Genomic DNA, 13,870 nt, shown 5'->3' on the forward strand with positions numbered 1-13,870 from the left:
GATCTCCCCACGATAGAAGAGACACCATGGACACCAAGCCAATCCAGATCAACCGCCGCAGCGCCAACATCGTCGAAGGCAAGAGCCGCGCGCCCAACCGCTCGATGTTCTACGCCATGGGCTACGAAGAAGGCGACTTCAAGAAGCCGATGGTCGGCGTCGCCAACGGCCACAGCACCATCACACCCTGCAACTCGGGCCTGCAGAAGCTGGCCGACGCGGCCATCGCGGGCATCGAGGAAGCCGGCGGCAACGCGCAGGTGTTCGGCACGCCCACCATCTCAGACGGCATGGCCATGGGCACCGAGGGCATGAAGTACTCGCTGGTCAGCCGCGAAGTCATTTCCGACTGCATCGAGACCTGCGTGGGCGGCCAGTGGATGGACGGCGTGCTGGTGGTCGGCGGCTGCGACAAGAACATGCCCGGCGGCCTCATGGGCATGCTGCGCGCCAACGTACCGGCCATCTACGTGTACGGCGGCACCATCCTGCCGGGCCGCTACAAGGGGCAAGACCTGAACATCGTGAGCGTGTTCGAGGCCGTGGGCCAGAACGCCGCCGGCAACATGAGCGACGAAGACCTGCACGAGATCGAGAAGCGCGCCATCCCCGGCACCGGCTCGTGCGGCGGCATGTACACCGCCAACACCATGTCCAGCGCATTCGAGGCGCTGGGCATCTCGCTGCCCTACTCGTCGACCATGGCCAACCCGCACGACGAGAAGGCCAACTCGGCCAAGGAATCGGCCAAGGTGCTGATCGAGGCGATCAAGAAAGACCTGAAGCCGCGCGACATCGTGACCAAGAAGGCCATCGAGAACGCGGTGGCGGTCATCATGGCCACGGGCGGCTCGACCAACGCGGTGCTGCACTTCCTGGCCATTGCGCATGCGGCAGAGGTCGAATGGACCATCGACGACTTCGAGCGCATGCGCAAGAAGGTGCCGGTGATCTGCGACCTGAAGCCCTCGGGCAAGTACCTCGCGGTCGACCTGCACCAGGCCGGCGGCATTCCGCAAGTGATGAAGGTGCTGCTGAAGGCCGGCCTGCTGCATGGCGACTGCATCACCATCAGCGGCCAGACCATCGCCGAAGTGCTGAAGGACGTGCCGGACGTGCCGCGCGCCGACCAGGACGTGATCCGCCCCATCGACAAGCCCATGTACGCGGAAGGCCACCTCGCCATCCTGAAGGGCAACCTGTCGCCCGAAGGCGCGGTCGCCAAGATCACCGGGCTGAAGAACCCGGTCATCACCGGCCCGGCGCGCGTGTTCGACGACGAGCAGTCGGCGCTCAAGGCCATCCTCGACGGCAAGATCAAGGCCGGCGACGTGATGGTGCTGCGCTACCTCGGCCCCAAGGGCGGCCCGGGCATGCCCGAAATGCTGGCGCCGACCGGCGCGCTGATCGGCGCGGGTCTCGGCGAAAGCGTGGGCCTGATCACCGACGGCCGCTTCTCGGGCGGTACCTGGGGCATGGTGGTGGGCCACGTGGCACCTGAAGCCGCAGCCGGCGGCACCATCGCCTTTGTGAACGAGGGTGACTCGATCACCATCGACGCGCACGAACTCAAGCTCGAACTGAACGTGCCAGAAGCCGAGATCGCCAAGCGCCGCGAAGGCTGGAAGGCACCGGCTCCGCGCTACACGCGCGGCGTGCAGGCGAAGTTCGCGTTCAACGCCTCGAGCGCGAGCTCGGGTGCGGTGCTCGACAAGTTCTGAAATCCACCAATCAGGCCATCATCCACGCGCCGTAGCCGAAGGCCAGAAACCCGAGGCCTACGATCGCGAGGATGCTGCGAGCCTGGAACTCCAGTGCCGGCGGCAGGCTTTGCACGAGAAAGTGCAGCATGGCGCTGGCGCCGATGGTCATGAAGCCCGCGCCGAACTGCTTCATCGGTTCCGGGTCGGGATAGAGAAACACCAGCGCGAAGCCGGCCAGGAAGACGATGTTGGCGAGCACGGTGCCGCGCGTGCGCCAGCGCTTCTGCACAGGCGTGGGCTCGCGCACCGGCGGCGGCCTGCTGCCGTAGCCGTATCTGCTGCGCCCCTCCTTCAGCGCCATGCCGATGAAGAACAGGCCGAACATGCTCGGAAACGCACCGAAGATGCCGAGTCCCCAGACCCCGCCCCACATGTTCTGGAAATCGGCCACCAGCGCCTTCGAGGGATCGGCCACGCTGTAGCGCACCTCCACCGCGTCGCCCCACTCCTTGCCCGACAGGCCGCCGCCCAGCCCCTTGACGCGGCGCTTCTCCCCGTCGGAAGCGGTGTATTCGACGATGGGCGCGCGCGAAACCGTGGTGCGGCCGTTGCTGTCCTTGCTTTGTTCGTCGACGAACTCGACCAGGCTGCCCTGCACGCTGGTGGTTCCGGCAATCGACTGGTAGCGGTGCCAGCCGATGGTGGCCGCACCGTAGAGGCCGGCGAAGCCGATCACCAGCGCCCCGACACCCACGCCCCAGAAAAAGCCCTTGAGCCACCCCACGAGGCCGCCGAGGGCCGGGCCGAGCAGCAGGGACAACCCGAAGACGATCAGCGCGTGGGTGGTGGCTTCTTCGTCCATGGCACTTCTGCTTGATGCATGCGGTGCCGGGACTTCGGCCGATGGCGCTGACTCAGCGGCGCGGGCGCTGCCCGTTGCTGGTCTTCATGCCCATGTTGGTCTTCTGGCGGTCGATGCGGTCCTGCTTGCGCCGCTCTTCCCGCTCGATGACCTTGCGCTTGGTATAGCCCGACGAATCGGCCCAGGCCCACCACGCGACGGCCATCGCGAACGGAGACAGCACGATCCACCAGCTCCAGCCGGCGACCATGCCTACTTCGAGATACTTGAGGGCCAGTCCAAGCAGGCCCAATGCCAGAAACCACATTGCGAATCCCTCCGGGTCGTACTGGCAACGCATCCGTACGCCGTGCACGGTGCTACCTACAATCGCGTTGAGTCGAATGTAACTCAGCCCTTACCAAATAGATCCCCCATGAAAAGAGTCTTGTTGTCGGCAGCTCTGGGCCTCGGCCTCGTAACGCTCGCCGCGCCCGCCTTCGCAGACCTGGCCCTGGCGACTTCGAAGAACTGCATGAGCTGCCACGCGGTCGAGCGCAAGGTCCTCGGCCCGTCGTTCAAGGACGTGGCCGCCAAGTACAAGGACGACAAGGGCGCCGTCGACACCCTTGCCAGCAAGATCATGAAGGGCGGCTCCGGCGTGTGGGGACCGGTGCCGATGCCGGCGAACAACCAGGTCAGCGAAGCCGACGCAAAGAAGCTCGCGGCCTGGGTGCTGTCTACGAAGTAGGCCCCTCGGGCATCACGCCTGCGGGTTGATGTCTGCCGGCACCGGCCGGCGCTCGATGCGGTCTTCGAGCTGGCCGATGTGTGCGGCGACGGTGTTGTCGGTCTGGTCCGAGCGCAGGCGGATCGCGGTTTCGAGCTGCTCCAGGCGCGCCAGCATCGCCGCCTGACGATCGGCGTTCTGCGCCATGTGCTTGTTCTCCTGCGCCTCCAGGAAATTGCGGAGCTCGGTGAAGCGTGAGGCCTCGGCCTTGTCCGCCAGGTCGCGCTGGACCTGCATTTCCTTGGTGTGGCGCTTGGTGTCGATCAGCACCGAGCTGTGCAGGTACAGCACGTAGACGAGGAAGAAGGCGGCCAGCACCACTGTCAGGCCCAGCATGATCAGGCCCAGCGGCGCCGAGACGGTCATGAAGCCCAGCCACACATCGGTGGATGCAGACAGCGTGCCCCAGTTCAGCGCGGCGAGCGCCGCGATGAGCAGCACGATGACAAAAAGAAAAGCGGATCTCACGCCCATGGGGGCCTCCTTCGGAAAGATCGAACACGTCGAAAACCCGTGCGCGTCGAGGCGCACGGTGGTTGCAACGGTTTTACCTCAGCGAAGAGCTCCGTTCGGCGCAGATGGCCGCATAGACGGCCATGTCCTACAGCACCGGTCAGTTGGTCTGTGACAACTGTTCGAGGATCGCGGGATTTTCGAGCGTCGAGGTGTCCTGCGTGATCGCCTCGCCCTTGGCAATGCTGCGGAGAAGCCGTCGCATGATCTTGCCGCTGCGCGTCTTGGGCAGGTTGTCGCCGAAGCGGATGTCCTTGGGCTTGGCGATGGGGCCGATTTCCTTTGCGACCCAGGCGCGCAACTCGTTGGCAATCTGCTTGGCTTCCTCGCCTGTCGGGCGTGCCCGCTTGAGCACGACGAAGGCGCACACTGCCTCGCCCGTCACGTCGTCGGGCCGCCCTACCACCGCGGCTTCGGCCACGAGGTCGGTCTTGGACACCAGCGCCGATTCGATTTCCATCGTGCCCAGGCGGTGGCCCGACACGTTCAGCACGTCGTCGATGCGACCGGTGATGCGGAAGTAGCCGCGGTCGGCACTGCGCACCGCACCGTCGCCGGCGAGGTAGATCGTGCCGCCCATCTCCTCGGGGAAGTAGCTCTTCTTGAAGCGCTCGGGGTCGTTCCAGATCGTGCGGATCATCGAGGGCCATGGCCGCTTGATGACCAGCATGCCGCCCGCGCCGTTGGGCAGGTCCTTGCCGGTCTCGTCGACGATCGCGGCCATGATGCCCGGCAGCGGCAGCGTGCACGAGCCCGGCACCAGCGGCGTGGCGCCCGGCAGCGGCGTGATCACGTGGCCGCCGGTCTCGGTCTGCCAGAAGGTATCGACGATGGGGCAGCGCTCGCCGCCGATATTGCGGTGGTACCACATCCACGCTTCAGGATTGATCGGCTCGCCGACCGAGCCGAGGATGCGCAGGCTCGTGAGGTCCCAGTTCTTCGGGTGCACTCTTTCATCGCCCTCGGCCGCCTTGATGAGCGAGCGGATGGCGGTGGGAGCGGTGTAGAACACGCTGACCTTGTGCTTCTCGATCATCTGCCAGAAGCGGCCCGCATGCGGGAAGGTCGGGATGCCCTCGAACACCACCTGCGTGGCGCCGGCCGCGAGCGGCCCGTAGGCGACGTAGGTGTGGCCGGTGATCCAGCCGATGTCGGCCGTGCACCAGAACACGTCTTCGGGGCGGATGTCGAAGGTCCAGTCCATCGTGAGCCTGGCCCACAGCAGGTAGCCGCCGGTGGCGTGCTGCACGCCCTTGGGCTTGCCGGTGGAGCCCGAGGTGTAGAGGATGAAGAGCGGGTGCTCGGCGTTGACTGGCACGGGGGCGCACTCGGTGCTCTGGCCCTTCAGCGCTTCGGCGAATGTCTTGTCGCGACCTTCCACGCGGTTCCACGCGCTAGGCGTGCGCTCGTACACGAACACCGTCTTGATCGACTCGCAGCCGCCGAGCGCGATGCCGTCATCCACGATGGCCTTGAGCGGCAGTTCCTTGCCGCCGCGCAGTTGGTAATTGGCCGTGATGACCGCTACCGCGCCCGCGTCGATGATGCGCTCCTGCAGCGCCTTGGCCGAGAAGCCGCCAAACACCACGCTGTGGGTGGCGCCGATGCGCGCGCAGGCCTGCATGGCGATCACGCCCTCGACCGTCATCGGCATATAGATGACGACGCGGTCGCCCTTCTGGATGCCCTGCGCCTTCAGCGCGTTGGCGAACTGGCTCACGCGGGCGAGCAGTTCCTTGTAGGTGACGTTGGTGACGGTGCCGTCGTCGGCTTCGAAGACGATGGCCGTCTTGTTCTCGACCGGGGTGCCGATGTGCCTGTCGAGGCAGTTGGCGCTCGCGTTGAGCTCGCCGTCGCCGAACCACTCATAGAACGGCGCCTTCGACTCGTCGAGCGTCTTGGTGAAGGGCTTGGTCCAGTCCAGGTTGTCCTTGGCAAGGCGGGTCCAGAACCCTTCGAAATCCTGCTCGGCCTCCTTGCACAGGGCCTCATAGGCGGCCATGCCGGAAATGCGGGCGCCTTCGGTGGCACGGGCGTCGGGCGGGAACACGCGGTTCTCGACCAGGACGGATTCAATGTTCTTCGATGCGCTGCTCATGCTCTATGTCTCCTGGATGGGTGCGGCCGTAATGTCGACGGGTCCACTTACGGGTCACTGACGGGCTTGCGAAGGTCAGATGTTAGTTCTCGGGGTTATCACGAGTGCGTCACGGGGGCACCTCTAGAATCCCCGGTCCCCAACCACCGCCTTGCCGATGTCCGCTCCCGAACCTTTCGACCCCCGGAACCCGCCCGTACCAGCCCGCGCTTCACCGCTGCGTCCCCTGCCCAAGCTGATCTTCGCGAGCCGCTGGCTACAGCTGCCGCTGTACCTGGGGCTGATCGTGGCGCAGGCCGTGTACGTCGTGCACTTCCTGGTCGAGCTGCTGCACCTGGTCGAGGCCGCGTTCGGCAGCAAGGAAGCACTGCAGGCGCTCATTACCAGCATCGGCTACAAGACCACGGCGCCGGTCGGCACGCTGAACGAGACGGTGATCATGCTGGTGGTGCTGGCGCTGATCGACGTGGTGATGATCTCGAATCTGCTCATCATGGTGATCGTGGGCGGCTACGAGACCTTCGTGAGCCGCATGGACCTCGAAGGCCATCGCGACCAGCCCGAATGGCTGAGCCACGTGAACGCCTCGGTGCTCAAGGTGAAGCTGGCCACCGCCATCATCGGCATCAGCTCCATCCACCTGCTGAAGACTTTCATCAACGCGGACAACTACACCGACCGCGTGCTGATCGCGCAGACCGTGATCCATATCGCCTTCCTGTTCTCGGCAATGGCCATTGCCTACACCGACCGGCTGATGGCCCCGGCGCCTCACGCCGGCGACGGCCACTGAGCCTCGCCCCCTAGCCTGCGTGCGGCGCGTCCCACGCAGGCACTTCGGTGAATCGCTCGGCCAGGAAGTCGAGCATCGTGCGCAAGGTGGCCGGCATGTGCTTGCGAGAGGCGTACACGGCGTACATGCCCACCACCTGCGGCTCGAAATCGCCGAAGAGCCGCACCAGTTCTCCCTTCTGCAGCAGCTCCGACGTGAGATAGGTCGGCAGCATAGCGATGCCGGCCCCTGCCCTTGCCAGGTACATCAGGCTCGCCGCGTCGTTGGCGGAGACATTGCCATCCACGGCCACGGACACCGGCTCCCCGTTGTCCTTGCGCGTGAAGTTCCAGAGGCTGCGTCCAAAGTAGGAATGCGTGAGGCAGTTGCGCTGGGCCAGTTCTTCCACGCGCAGGGGTTTTCCGTGCTCCTTCAGATAGGCGGGTGAAGCGCAAACCACCGATCGGCACGTGGTGAGCCGGCGAGCGATCAGATTGGGGTCGATCTCTGCCGCTGTACGAATCGCGAGGTCGATGCGCTCGTCCACGAGGTTGACGGTTCGATCCAGCAACACCAGGTCGACCATCACGGCCGGATAAAGCCGCACATAGTCGGCAATCGCGTCGGCCAGTTGCGCCTGCGCAAACGAGGTTCCTGTGGTGATGCGCAATTGCCCGCGCGGCGCCTCGGCCGGATGCCGCACCGCGGCCTGCATGTCGCCCGTGAGCTCCAGCACCTGGCGGCAACGCGGCAGCAGCTCTTCGCCGGCCGCAGTGAGGCTAAGGCGGCGCGTCGTGCGGTGCAGCAGGCGCGCGCCGGTCCATTGCTCCAGTTCGGCCACGTAGCGCGTGACTACCGGGCGGGACATGTCGAGCTTGTCGGCGGCAGCCGAAAGGCTGCCCGAATCGACCACGTTCACAAACACGCGCATGGCGTTCAATCGGTCCATTCGAACGATTTTAGGAATAAACAAGCGCGCAAATCGAGGTATTTCTTTCGAAACCAGAAACCTAAGATGCGGTTCATCCCATCCGATCTTTCACAGGAGTCACTCATGAGCCACATCGCCATCATCGGCGCCACCGGACGCGCCGGCGGCCGCCTTCTGGAAGAAGCCCTGCGCCGCGGCCACACCGTCACGGCCATCGCCCGCAAGGCCACCGACAAGCTGGCAGGCCGCGCCGACGTGAAGGCCGTCGACCTCGACGTGCTCGATGGCGCAGCGCTCGAAAAAGCGCTGGCCGGCCACGACGCCGTGTTCAGTGCCGCGCACTTCTCCACCGTGCCGCCCGCGGCCATCATCGAGCCGGTCAAGCGCTCGGGCGTGAAGCGCCTGCTGGTGGTCGGCGGTGCCGGCAGCCTGTTCGCGGCGCCCGGCCTGAAAGTGATCGACACGCCGAACTTCCCCGATGCCTACCGCGCCGAAGCTTCGGCCGGCGGCGTGTTCCTCGACACGCTGCGCAACGAGAAAGAACTCGACTGGACCTTCCTGTCGCCATCCGCCGAGTTCGTCGAAGGCGAGCGCACCGGCAAGTTCCGCCTGGGCAAGGACGACCTGCTGGTAAGCGCCGAAGGCCGCAGCTGGATCACCTTCGAGGACTACGCAATCGCGTTCATCGACGAGCTTGAAAAGCCGGCGCACTCCCGTCAGCGATACACGATCGGCTACTGAAACAAAAAAGGACCCGATGAGGGTCCTTTTTCAATGGGCTGACCGAATCAACGGCCAGTCATGTTCTCCGGCACCACCCACTGGTCGAACTGTTCGGCCGTGAGGTGCCCCGAGGCAATCGCCGCTTCGCGCAGGCTCGTGCCTTCCTTGTGCGCCTTCTTGGCGATGTAGGCCGACTTGTCGTAGCCGATGTGCGTGTTCAGCGCCGTCACCAGCATCAGCGAACGCTGCACCAGCTCCGTGATGCGTTCGCGATTCGGCTCGATGCCCACCGCGCAGTGGTCGTTGAAGCTCACCATGCCGTCGGCCAGCAGGCGCACGCTCTGCAGGAAGTTGTGCGCCACCATCGGACGGAACACGTTCAGCTCGAAGTTGCCCGAGGCGCCACCGATGTTGATGGCCACGTCGTTGCCGAACACCTGCGCGGCCAGCATCGTGACGGCCTCGCTCTGGGTCGGGTTGACCTTGCCCGGCATGATCGACGAGCCCGGTTCGTTCTCGGGAATGCTCAGTTCGCCGATGCCGCTGCGCGGACCGCTCGCGAGCCAGCGCACGTCGTTGGCGATCTTGTTCATGCTGGCGGCGAGCGTCTTCAGCGCGCCGTGAGCGTGCACCAGCGCATCGACGCTGGCCATCGCTTCGAACTTGTTCGGCGCGGTCACGAACGGCAGGCCCGTGAGCTTCGCCAGCTCGGCGGCCACCTGCTCTGCATAGCCCTTGGGCGCGTTCAGCCCGGTGCCGACTGCGGTGCCGCCCAGCGCCAGTTCGCTCAGGTGCGGCAGCGCGGCGCGCACATGCGCCTCGCCGTGCGCGAGCTGCGCCACGTAGCCCGAAAACTCCTGGCCCAGCGTAAGCGGCGTGGCGTCCTGCAGGTGAGTGCGGCCGATCTTCACGATGTCGGCGAAGTCCTTGGACTTCTGCTCCAGCGTGCCGCGCAGCTTGGCAATGGCCGGCAGCAGCTTGTGCGTGATGGCCTCGACGGCGGCCACGTGCATGGCGGTCGGGAACACGTCGTTGCTCGACTGGCTGCGGTTCACATCGTCGTTGGGGTGCACGAGGCGGCCTTCGCCGCGCTCGCCGCCGAGGATTTCGCTGGCGCGGTTGGCCAGCACCTCGTTGACGTTCATGTTGGTCTGCGTGCCCGAGCCGGTCTGCCAGACCACCAGCGGGAACTCGCCCGGGTGCTTGCCGGCAATGACTTCGTCGGCGGCCGCCACGATGGCCTTGGTCTTCTTTTCGTCCTGCAGGCCCAGCGCGTGGTTGACCACGGCCGATGCGCGCTTGACCTGCGCCAGCGCCTTGATGATCTCGCGCGGCTGCTGCTCGCCGGAGATGTCGAAGTTCTGCAGCGAGCGCTGCGTTTGCGCGCCCCACAGCTTGTCGGCCGGCACGTCGATCGGTCCGAAGGTGTCGCGCTCGGCACGGGTCTTGGGGGAAGTCGTCATGAGAAAAAGCTCCGCAGGATCATGAAAGGTCGCGCCGCTCGGCGGGCGCGAGCCCGAGTATCGGCCAATAGGAATAGCTCGCATCTGACGGGGCCATTGGCTGGCCGCTGACATCACGATACGCCTCCCGCCTTGACCGCATCATGTCGAAAAGTTATGATCAAAGGCTTCTGACGACCAACAAGTCATGATGAGTTCGGGTTCCCCGCTCTCTTGAACTTGCAGGTCACCCCTTCACTACTCGCGGATCTCCGAATCCCGTCGCGGTGCAAGGTTCTCCCGCCGGGCCCAGCCCGGCAAACCGGCCGGATCTTTTCCGTCCCCATTGCCACGTCACGCTCATCCAGGCGGCGCCCCTCGACCAGGCCCGTTGCCCTGCGAATGAAGCATCCGGCGGGCACTGGCTTCGTCGCCATGTCGTCTTCAGTGCCTGTCGGCAGCCCATCCAATGGGCTGGGGGCGTGGTCGCGTCGCCCTTGCGGGGGTGGCGATCTGTCAACCCCTCACCAAAGGAGCCCCGACGTATGGCCAAAGGAATTCTCATCGACCATGTCTTCAAGGTGTTCGGCGACGAGCCCGAACAAGCCCTGGAGCTGGTCCGGCAAGGTTTTTCCAAGAAGGAGATCCTGGCGCGCACCGGCCAGTCGATCGGCGTGTTCGACGCCACCTTCGAAATCCAGGCCGGAGAAATCTTCGTCATCATGGGCCTCTCGGGTTCGGGCAAGTCGACGCTGGTGCGCCTCTTGAACCGGCTGATCGAACCGACCGCGGGCCGCATCGTGATCGACGGCGCGGACATCAACGAACACTCCGACACCAAGCTGCGCGCGCTGCGCCGCAAGGACATCAGCATGGTGTTCCAGTCGTTCGCGCTGATGCCGCACATGACGGTGCGCGAGAACACTGCGTTCGGCCTCGAACTCTCGGGCACGAGCAAGAAGGAGCGCCTGGCGCAAGCCGACCTCGCGCTCGCGCAGGTGGGGCTGGCGGGCTGGGGCGACAGCTATCCCGACGAGCTCTCGGGCGGCATGCAGCAGCGCGTGGGACTGGCACGGGCGCTGGCCTCGGACCCGTCGATCCTGCTGATGGACGAGGCCTTCTCGGCCCTCGACCCGATCATCCGCACCGAAATGCAGTCGGAGCTGCTGCGGCTGCAGCAGGAGCAGCGCCGCACCATCGTCTTCATCTCGCACGACCTCGACGAAGCCATGCGCATCGGCGACCGCATCGCGATCATGAAGGACGGCCAGGTGATCCAGGTCGGCACGCCCGACGAGATCTTGCGCAGCCCCGCCAACGACTACGTGCGCAGCTTCGTGCGCGGCGTGGACGCGGCAGCCGTGTTCAAGGCGGGCGACATCGCGCGCAAATCGCTCACCGTGGTGTGCGAGCACCCAGAGCGCGGTGCGCGCGCGGCGCTCAAGCTGCTGGAAGACCAGGACCGCGACTTCGCCTACGTGACGAGCCCCAACAAGCGCTTCCTCGGCGTGGTGTCGGCGGACACGCTGCGCGGCGCGCTCGATGGACATTCAGGCCCGCTGGGGCTGCAACACGCGTTTCTCAACGAGCTGCCGCGCATCGACGCCGAAGCCCCCGTGGCAGGCCTGATCGGCCAGCTCGCGCAGGCGCCGTGCGCGCTGCCGGTAGTGGCGAGCGACGGCCGCTTCTGCGGTGCGATCAGCAAGACGACGCTGCTCAAGTTCCTCGACCGCGACACGCCGCCGATCGAGCCCGTCTTGCCCAACGCTGCCCTTGCTCTCGCCGCCGAGCCGCACTGAATTCACGAAGGACCTGAACGATGAACGACAACACACTTCCTTCCGACCTGAGCACGCCTGCCGCCCCTGCCTTCGTCGATCCGTGGGAAGCGCTCTCGGCCGCGCCCGACACCTCGGCCACCAGCGCCTGGCTCGACGCGCCGGTGAATGCCGCCCACCAACTTGCGGGACAAGCCGACGCTGCCACCAGCGGCTTCCAGCTGCACCGCCTGTGGGACGGCTCCCTGCCCGTCGAATCGTGGATCAACCAGGGCCTCGGATGGGTGGTCGAGCACTTCCGCCCCTTCTTCCAGACCGTGCGCCTGCCCATCGACAGCACGCTGAACTGGGTGCAGGGCCTGCTCACCGGCCTGCCCACGCTGGCGATGATCGCCCTCATCGGCCTCTTCGCCTGGCAGTTCGCCGGCCGCGCGCTGGCCATCGGCACCACGGTGGCGCTGCTGCTCGTGGCCATGCTCGGCATCTGGCCCGAGGCGATGGTGACGCTGTCGCTGGTGCTGACCTCTCTGGTGTTCTGCATGGTCATCGGCCTGCCGCTGGGCGTGCTGCTTGCAAGCAGCGACCGGGCGCAGCGAATCATGCGGCCGGTGCTCGACGCGATGCAGACCACGCCGGCCTTCGTGTACCTCGTGCCGGTGGTGATGCTGTTCGGCATCGGCAACGTGCCGGGCGTGATCGTGACGATCATCTTCGCGCTGGCACCGCTGGTGCGCCTGACCAACCTCGGCCTGCGCCAGGTGCGCCCCGACCTCATCGAGGCCGCGCGCGCCTACGGCGCTTCGCCCTGGCAGATGCTGGTGAAGGTGCAACTGCCGCTGGCCATGCCGTCGATCATGGCTGGCATCAACCAGGCGCTGATGCTGTCGCTGTCGATGGTCGTCATCGCATCGATGATCGCCGTGGGCGGCCTGGGCCAGATGGTGCTGCGCGGCATCGGCCGGCTCGACATGGGCCTGGCGACCGTTGGCGGGCTGGGCATCGTGCTGTTGGCGATCTCGCTGGACCGGCTGACGCAAGCCATGGGCAAGTCGCGCCGCAGCGCTGGCCGCCGCTGGTGGCACACCGGGCCGGTGGGCTTCGCGCTGCGAGTGCTGCAGCGCCTCGTGGGTTCGCCTTCGCAACCGGGCAACCAGCCGGTTCCCGCCCTGTCCACGCAAGCGCAATAAGCCGCACGGAGGAACACAACGCATGAAGAAAACCAGTTTCATCGCACGCGGCCTGCTGGCCCTCGCCTTCGTGGCCTCGGGCATGGCCGCCCATGCTGCCAACGACCTGCCCGGCAAGGGCGTTACCGTGCAGCCGCTGAAAAGCTCGCTCGCGGAAGAAGCCTTCCAGACGCTGCTCGTGATGCGCGCACTCGAAAAGCTCGGCTACACCGTCGAGCCCATGAAAGACCTGGAGCCCGCCACCGAGCATCTGGCCATTGCCAACGGCGACGCCACCTTCATGGCCAACCACTGGAGCCTGCTGCACGCCGACTTCTACAAGAACAGCGGCGGCGACGCCAAGCTGTGGCGCAAGGGCGTGTACTCGGACGGCGCCGTGCAGGGCTACCTGATCGACCGCAAGACGGCAGAGCAGTACGGCATCACGAACATCGCACAGCTGAAGGACCCTGCCATCGCGAAGCTGTTCGACGCAGACGGCGACGGCAAGGCCGACCTGACGGGCTGCAACCCGGGCTGGGGCTGCGAGCTGGCCATCGAGAACCACCTCACGGCCTATCAGCTGCGCGACACCGTCACGCACAAGCAGGGCAGCTACGCCGCGCTGATGGCCGACACCATCGCCCGCTTCAAGCAGGACAAGCCGGTGCTGTACTACACGTGGACGCCGTACTGGGTGAGCGCCGTGCTGCGCCCGGGTACTGACGTTGTGTGGCTGCAGGTGCCCTTCTCGTCCTCGCAAGGTTCCTCGCAGGGCGGCAACGTCGACACGCAACTGCCCAACGGCAAGAACTACGGCTTCCAGGCCAACCAGGAGCAGATCGTCGCCAACCGGGCCTTCGCCGAGAAGAACCCGGCCGCGGCCAAGCTCTTCGAGGTGATGAAGCTGCCGATCGGCGACATCAATGCCCAGAACCTGCGCATGAGCCAGGGCGCCAACACGCAGCAGGACGTGGAGCGGCACACCGACGGGTGGATCCGGGTGCACCGTCCTCTGTTCGACGGCTGGATAGAGCAAGCCCGAGCCGCAGCGCAGTAGGCGCGTCGGCTGAGATAATCGGGGGGCGTTTCACACTCCAAAAAAACTCCCCC

General features: G+C 65.8%; 13 protein-coding genes. 7 read left to right on the plus strand and 6 right to left on the minus strand.

The window, feature by feature from the left end:
- Positions 1 to 26 precede the first annotated feature (26 nt).
- Positions 27 to 1,721 carry a dihydroxy-acid dehydratase gene (gene ilvD / locus BLW48_RS14960; RefSeq protein ID WP_093056474.1) on the plus strand — a complete coding sequence of 565 codons (1,695 nt, stop codon included), beginning with the start codon at positions 27 to 29 and terminating at the stop codon, positions 1,719 to 1,721.
- A 10-nt stretch (positions 1,722 to 1,731) separates the two neighbouring features.
- Here ilvD and BLW48_RS14965 read toward each other — a convergent pair whose 3' ends face one another.
- Entirely contained in the window at positions 1,732 to 2,565 is an 834-nt protein-coding gene (locus BLW48_RS14965) for a DUF3592 domain-containing protein (protein WP_093175835.1), read from the minus strand.
- A 52-nt stretch (positions 2,566 to 2,617) separates the two neighbouring features.
- A complete protein-coding gene (locus tag BLW48_RS14970; RefSeq protein WP_093056472.1) occupies positions 2,618 to 2,872 on the minus strand; it encodes a TIGR04438 family Trp-rich protein in 255 nt (84 codons plus the stop codon).
- A 108-nt stretch (positions 2,873 to 2,980) separates the two neighbouring features.
- Here BLW48_RS14970 and BLW48_RS14975 point away from each other — a divergent pair, with 108 nt between their 5' ends.
- Complete coding sequence (locus tag BLW48_RS14975) at positions 2,981 to 3,295, plus strand: c-type cytochrome (RefSeq protein WP_093056471.1); 315 nt, start codon at positions 2,981 to 2,983, stop codon at positions 3,293 to 3,295.
- A 12-nt stretch (positions 3,296 to 3,307) separates the two neighbouring features.
- On the opposite strand, the gene BLW48_RS14980 is transcribed toward BLW48_RS14975, so the two are convergent.
- Positions 3,308 to 3,808, minus strand: coding sequence for an SPFH domain-containing protein (locus BLW48_RS14980; RefSeq protein ID WP_093073774.1), 501 nt, complete (start codon positions 3,806 to 3,808; stop codon positions 3,308 to 3,310).
- 139 nt (positions 3,809 to 3,947) lie between these two features.
- A complete protein-coding gene (acs, locus tag BLW48_RS14985; RefSeq protein ID WP_093175837.1) occupies positions 3,948 to 5,945 on the minus strand; it encodes an acetate--CoA ligase in 1,998 nt (665 codons plus the stop codon).
- A 157-nt stretch (positions 5,946 to 6,102) separates the two neighbouring features.
- Between acs and BLW48_RS14990 the strand changes: the two genes are divergently transcribed.
- On the plus strand, positions 6,103 to 6,738 hold the full coding sequence (locus BLW48_RS14990; protein ID WP_093056468.1) for a YqhA family protein: 636 nt from the start codon (positions 6,103 to 6,105) through the stop codon (positions 6,736 to 6,738).
- Positions 6,739 to 6,748: 10 nt separating this feature from the next.
- Here BLW48_RS14990 and BLW48_RS14995 read toward each other — a convergent pair whose 3' ends face one another.
- Positions 6,749 to 7,666: a LysR family transcriptional regulator gene (locus tag BLW48_RS14995; protein WP_093056467.1), complete on the minus strand. Its 918-nt coding sequence runs from the start codon at positions 7,664 to 7,666 to the stop codon at positions 6,749 to 6,751.
- A 105-nt stretch (positions 7,667 to 7,771) separates the two neighbouring features.
- Between BLW48_RS14995 and BLW48_RS15000 the strand changes: the two genes are divergently transcribed.
- Complete coding sequence (locus BLW48_RS15000) at positions 7,772 to 8,389, plus strand: NAD(P)-dependent oxidoreductase (protein ID WP_093175840.1); 618 nt, start codon at positions 7,772 to 7,774, stop codon at positions 8,387 to 8,389.
- Positions 8,390 to 8,436: 47 nt separating this feature from the next.
- On the opposite strand, the gene fumC is transcribed toward BLW48_RS15000, so the two are convergent.
- Positions 8,437 to 9,834: a class II fumarate hydratase gene (gene fumC, locus BLW48_RS15005; RefSeq protein WP_093056465.1), complete on the minus strand. Its 1,398-nt coding sequence runs from the start codon at positions 9,832 to 9,834 to the stop codon at positions 8,437 to 8,439.
- Positions 9,835 to 10,358: 524 nt separating this feature from the next.
- Between fumC and proV the strand changes: the two genes are divergently transcribed.
- The 3 genes from proV to proX are packed head-to-tail and all read left to right on the plus strand — an operon-like array spanning position 10,359 to position 13,817.
- Complete coding sequence (proV, locus tag BLW48_RS15010; RefSeq protein ID WP_093175842.1) at positions 10,359 to 11,612, plus strand: glycine betaine/L-proline ABC transporter ATP-binding protein ProV; 1,254 nt, start codon at positions 10,359 to 10,361, stop codon at positions 11,610 to 11,612.
- 20 nt (positions 11,613 to 11,632) lie between these two features.
- Complete coding sequence (gene proW / locus BLW48_RS15015) at positions 11,633 to 12,778, plus strand: glycine betaine/L-proline ABC transporter permease ProW (protein ID WP_093073764.1); 1,146 nt, start codon at positions 11,633 to 11,635, stop codon at positions 12,776 to 12,778.
- Positions 12,779 to 12,800: 22 nt separating this feature from the next.
- The gene (gene proX / locus BLW48_RS15020; protein ID WP_093175845.1) at positions 12,801 to 13,817 is read left to right on the plus strand and encodes a glycine betaine/L-proline ABC transporter substrate-binding protein ProX; all 1,017 of its coding nucleotides are present in this window, start codon (positions 12,801 to 12,803) and stop codon (positions 13,815 to 13,817) included.
- The last annotated feature ends 53 nt before the right edge of the window (positions 13,818 to 13,870 follow it).

Source organism: Variovorax sp. YR266 (assembly GCF_900107295.1).
Taxonomy (GTDB): Bacteria; Pseudomonadota; Gammaproteobacteria; order Burkholderiales; family Burkholderiaceae_C; genus Variovorax.

Coding starts and splice junctions, on each gene's coding strand:
- ilvD (WP_093056474.1), top strand. CDS start 27: ATGGACACCAAGCCAATCCAGATCAACCGCCGCAGCGCCAACATCGTC.
- BLW48_RS14965 (WP_093175835.1), bottom strand. CDS start 2,565: ATGGACGAAGAAGCCACCACCCACGCGCTGATCGTCTTCGGGTTGTCC.
- BLW48_RS14970 (WP_093056472.1), bottom strand. CDS start 2,872: ATGTGGTTTCTGGCATTGGGCCTGCTTGGACTGGCCCTCAAGTATCTC.
- BLW48_RS14975 (WP_093056471.1), top strand. CDS start 2,981: ATGAAAAGAGTCTTGTTGTCGGCAGCTCTGGGCCTCGGCCTCGTAACG.
- BLW48_RS14980 (WP_093073774.1), bottom strand. CDS start 3,808: ATGGGCGTGAGATCCGCTTTTCTTTTTGTCATCGTGCTGCTCATCGCG.
- acs (WP_093175837.1), bottom strand. CDS start 5,945: ATGAGCAGCGCATCGAAGAACATTGAATCCGTCCTGGTCGAGAACCGC.
- BLW48_RS14990 (WP_093056468.1), top strand. CDS start 6,103: ATGTCCGCTCCCGAACCTTTCGACCCCCGGAACCCGCCCGTACCAGCC.
- BLW48_RS14995 (WP_093056467.1), bottom strand. CDS start 7,666: ATGGACCGATTGAACGCCATGCGCGTGTTTGTGAACGTGGTCGATTCG.
- BLW48_RS15000 (WP_093175840.1), top strand. CDS start 7,772: ATGAGCCACATCGCCATCATCGGCGCCACCGGACGCGCCGGCGGCCGC.
- fumC (WP_093056465.1), bottom strand. CDS start 9,834: ATGACGACTTCCCCCAAGACCCGTGCCGAGCGCGACACCTTCGGACCG.
- proV (WP_093175842.1), top strand. CDS start 10,359: ATGGCCAAAGGAATTCTCATCGACCATGTCTTCAAGGTGTTCGGCGAC.
- proW (WP_093073764.1), top strand. CDS start 11,633: ATGAACGACAACACACTTCCTTCCGACCTGAGCACGCCTGCCGCCCCT.
- proX (WP_093175845.1), top strand. CDS start 12,801: ATGAAGAAAACCAGTTTCATCGCACGCGGCCTGCTGGCCCTCGCCTTC.